Origin of the sequence: Streptomyces sp. C (assembly GCF_000158895.1) — a bacterium.
Lineage (GTDB): Bacteria > Actinomycetota > Actinomycetes > Streptomycetales > Streptomycetaceae > Streptomyces > Streptomyces racemochromogenes.
In genome coordinates this window covers 2,521,974-2,525,797 of sequence record NZ_GG657750.1, presented here as the reverse complement: position 1 = coordinate 2,525,797, position 3,824 = coordinate 2,521,974, and the positions used below count along the sequence as shown (strand labels likewise).

General features: G+C 73.6%; 3 protein-coding genes. 2 read left to right on the top strand and 1 reads right to left on the bottom strand.

The window, feature by feature from the left end:
- Positions 1-865: YbdK family carboxylate-amine ligase (locus tag SSNG_RS11175; RefSeq protein ID WP_042800861.1), on the bottom strand; the 865-nt coding region annotated here is incomplete at its 3' end.
- A gap of 249 nt (positions 866-1,114) precedes the next feature.
- Between SSNG_RS11175 and SSNG_RS11170 the strand changes: the two genes are divergently transcribed.
- Together SSNG_RS11170 and SSNG_RS11165 are read left to right on the top strand one after the other, a co-directional pair.
- Positions 1,115-2,371, top strand: a complete 1,257-nt coding sequence (locus SSNG_RS11170) for an MFS transporter (protein WP_007263931.1) — start codon at positions 1,115-1,117, stop codon at positions 2,369-2,371.
- Positions 2,372-2,721: 350 nt separating this feature from the next.
- Positions 2,722-3,824: esterase-like activity of phytase family protein (locus tag SSNG_RS11165; RefSeq protein ID WP_241695024.1), on the top strand; the 1,103-nt coding region annotated here is incomplete at its 3' end.

Genomic DNA, 3,824 nt, shown 5'->3' with positions numbered 1-3,824 from the left:
GGCCGTCGTGCGCCGCCCGCCACCGCGCGAGACGCAGTACGTCGTCCCGCGCGGGCGGATCCGGCCGCCCCTCCGCGATGGCGCGCAGCGCCGACGCCACCAGGGCGCGCCCCAGCTCCGCCTGGAGCACGGCCGTGTCGATGTCCGGGGACATGTCGGGCGCCCGGATCTCGAGCGTGGGCCAGTTCCCGGAGGGACGGAGGTCCCAGTAGACCATCTTGGTGTCCAGGGCCGCACCGGAGCCGAGCAGGGTCTCCACCGAGTGCCGGAAATGGGCCGTGGACGTGAAGTGCGGGGGCGGCCCCGCCGAGGGCCAGCCCGACCAGGCCATCGCCCGCCAGCTGGAGTGCCCGGTGTCCCGGCCGCCCCAGAAGGGGGAATTGGCGGCCAGCGCGATCAGCGTGGGCAGCCATGGTCTGACCCGGTTGGACACGGCCACCGCGGTGTCCACGTCGAGGGTGCCGATGTGGATGTGGCGGCCGCAGCTCACCAGGGTGTCCGTCAGCGCGCCGAACCGCCGGTGCTGCTCCCGCTGGCGCGGCTCGTCGTCGGTCAGGTGCAGGGGCCCCTCCACCGCCACGACGGGCGAGGGCGCGGCCAGCAGCCGGCAGCCGTGCGCACGGGCCGCCGCGGACAGCGCGCGCCGCAGGACGGCGAGCTCCTCCCGGAGGGTCACCGCCGAATCCGCGACCGGGGTGGAGATCTCCACCTGGTACCGGGTCCCCTCGGCGTGCAGCTGCTGCGGGAGTCCGGCGGCGGTGGCCAGGACGAGCGGTGCGGCCGGGACCACCCGCAAGGTGGTGGCGTCGACGAGCAGGAACTCCTCTTCGACGCCGACCGTGAGGGGGGTGGGAACTCCGCTCACGGTGGTGCTCGTTGTGCTGTTGCCAGGTTCGATCACTACGCCTCCCTGGACATACGAGTCTTTTCATCATGAGCGGACAGGGGGCGTGGAGGGTACGCCGATTTGGTCAAATGTCTGGTGACCGTGGCGGGTTAGCGGCAAGGCCGGCTTCCCTCTGGGGCCCCGGATCCGCGTGGTGAGGGCGTTGCGGGTGTGTGAACGCTCTCCGGTCTCCAGAGCCGCCCCAGCAGCGCCTGGTTAGCATCCCGTGTGACCGGAACCGCCTCCCCGCCCCGACAGAAGCGTCGCGTATTCGCCGACCTGACCCCGCTGCGCACCTCCGCCGACTACCGGCGGCTGTGGGTGGGCGGCACCGTCTCCTGGACGGGCCAGGCGATGACCGCCCTCGCGATATCGCTCCAGGTCTACGAGATCACCGGCTCCAGCTTCTCCGTCGGCCTCGTCGGGCTGTTCTCGCTCGTCCCGCTCGTCGCCTTCGGCCTGTACGGCGGCGCCATCGCCGACACCGTCGACCGGCGCAAGCTCGGCCTCCACAGCCAGACCGGGCTCGCCGTCCTCTCCGTCGGCCTGGCCGCCGCCGCCCTGCTCGGCTACCACCGGGTCTGGCTGCTCTACACCGTCGTCGCCCTCCAGGCCGTCTGCGGGGCGCTGAACGGACCCGCCCGTGCGGCCATGATCCCGAAACTGCTGCCGCCCGAGCAGCTGCCCGCCGCCAACGCCCTGAACTCCGTCACCATGACCTCCGGCACGATGCTGGGCCCGGTGCTCGGCGGTGTGATCGTCGGCTGGTGGGGCTACCAGGCGGCGTACCTGATCGACGCGGTGTCCTTCATCGCCGCCCTGTACGCCATGTGGCGGCTCCCCTCGATGCTGCCGGAGGGCCGCACGGGCGGGCGGGCCTCGGTGATGGACGGGCTGCGCTTCCTCGCGACCACGCCCAACATCCGGATGACCTTCTTCTCCGACATGGCCGCGATGGTGTTCGCGCAGCCGAAGGCGCTGTTCCCGGCCGTCGCCGTCCTCTGGTACGGCGGCGACGCCAGGACCGTCGGCCTGCTGGCCGCCGCCCCCGCCGTCGGCGCGCTGCTCGGCGGGCTGTTCTCCGGCTGGCAGGGGCGGATCCGGCGGCACGGGCTGGCGATCCTGCTGTCCGTCGCGGCGTGGGGGCTGGCCATCGCCGTGTTCGGCCTGACCCGCAACCTCTGGCTCGGGCTGCTCTTCCTGGCCGTCGCCGGGTGCGCCGACACCATCTCGATGGTGTTCCGCTCCACGATGATGCAGACCGCCACCCCGGACGGGATGCGGGGCCGGCTCCAGGGCGTGTTCATCGTGGTCGTCGCGGGCGGGCCCCGGCTCGGGGACTTCCTGGCCGGCACCGTCGCCGACCTCACCTCCCCGACCGTGGCCGTCACGGGCGGCGGCCTCGCGTGCGTCCTGGTGCTGGCCCTGCTCGCCGCCCGCTGGCGCTCGTTCGCCCGCTACGACGCCCGATCGCCGCAGGCGTAGCGCCGCCCGGCTCCTCGACGCCCCGCGCAGCGGCGCCCGCAGCCCCGGCACCCGGCCCGCGCGGGCGCGAGGCGGCCGGACGGGGGCCGGGGCGGAGCCCCCGGACGTTGTTCTCAGCCGCGCCGGCGTCTGAGGTGAGGACGGGTGAAGGGCGGGGAGGGGCAGGCCCCGCGCAGCGGCACCCCTCCCGCACACGCCCCCTGTGTGAACGGAAGTTGGCGAGTTCGTTGCCGCCGCGCAGCCCACCCTTCCTTTTTGTTTCGGTCAGGCATATGACAGTTCGGCAGGGTCCCCGTCCGGTCCCGGTCCCGTCCAGCTCCGTATCCCGACCCGTCCAGGAGGAAGGCCGCATGCGCCTTCGTACGCTCGTCACCACCGCGGTGGCCACCGCAACGCTCACCGGGGCGCTCGCCCCGACCGCCACCGCCGCCGGACAGGCCCCCGCCGAGGCTCCCGCCAAGGCTCCTGCCAAGCCCGCGGTCTGCTCCCCGTACATGTCCGTCGCCGGCTTCTCCGATTCGCTCGACAAGGCCCTGCTCGACGGGAAGCTCGTCGGCGGCATCTCCGGCCTCGCCCTCGACCGGGACGGGAGCGTCGCCGCGGTCTCCGACAAGTCGGCGCTCTACCGCCTCGACGTGGCCCGCGGCAACACCCCCGCCGCCAAGGCCACCGCCCGCCTCCCGCTCACCGACGGCGCCGGGAAGGTCACCGACTCCGAGGGCGTGGTCGTCGACCGGGACGGCACCTACCTCGTCACCGACGAGACCGCGCCGGCCATCCGCCGCTACAGCCGCACCGGTCAGGTCCTGGCCACCCTGCCCGTCCCGCCCGCCTTCGCGCTCGCGCCCCAGGGCCGGGCCACGGTGAACCAGACCTTCGAGTCGCTCACCCTCCTCCCCGGCGGGCGCACCCTCGTCGCCGGCGTGGAGGGTCCGCTCGCGGGCGACGGCAAGGACGCGAAGGGCCGCACCCTCCAGCGGATCCAGACCTGGGAGCGGCGCGCCAACGGGGAGTTCGTCCTCGGCAGGCAGTACGCCTACCCCGTCGACCCGGGCCACGGCCTCGCCGAGCTCGCGGCGACCCGCGACGGGCGGCTGATCGTGCTGGAACGCGGCTTCACCCGGGAGTTCGCGATCACGGCCAGGCTGTACCTCGCCGACCCGCTCGGGGCGAGCGACACCTCGAAGACGGAGGCACTGGCCGAGGGCCCGGGACTGCGGACCGCCCGCAAGACACCGCTCGGCGACTTCGACGACTGCCCGACGCTGGGCGCCCCCTCGAAGCTGCCGCAGAACCACCCGCTGGTGGACAACATCGAGGGCATGGTCGTCACCGACCACGACGGCCACGGCCGCGTACGGCTGCTGCTGGCCAGCGTTTCAACGAGTTCCCGCAGCAGATCACCCGGCTGTACCCGGTGGGCGTCCGGCTGCCGGCCCGCCGCTTCGGCTGA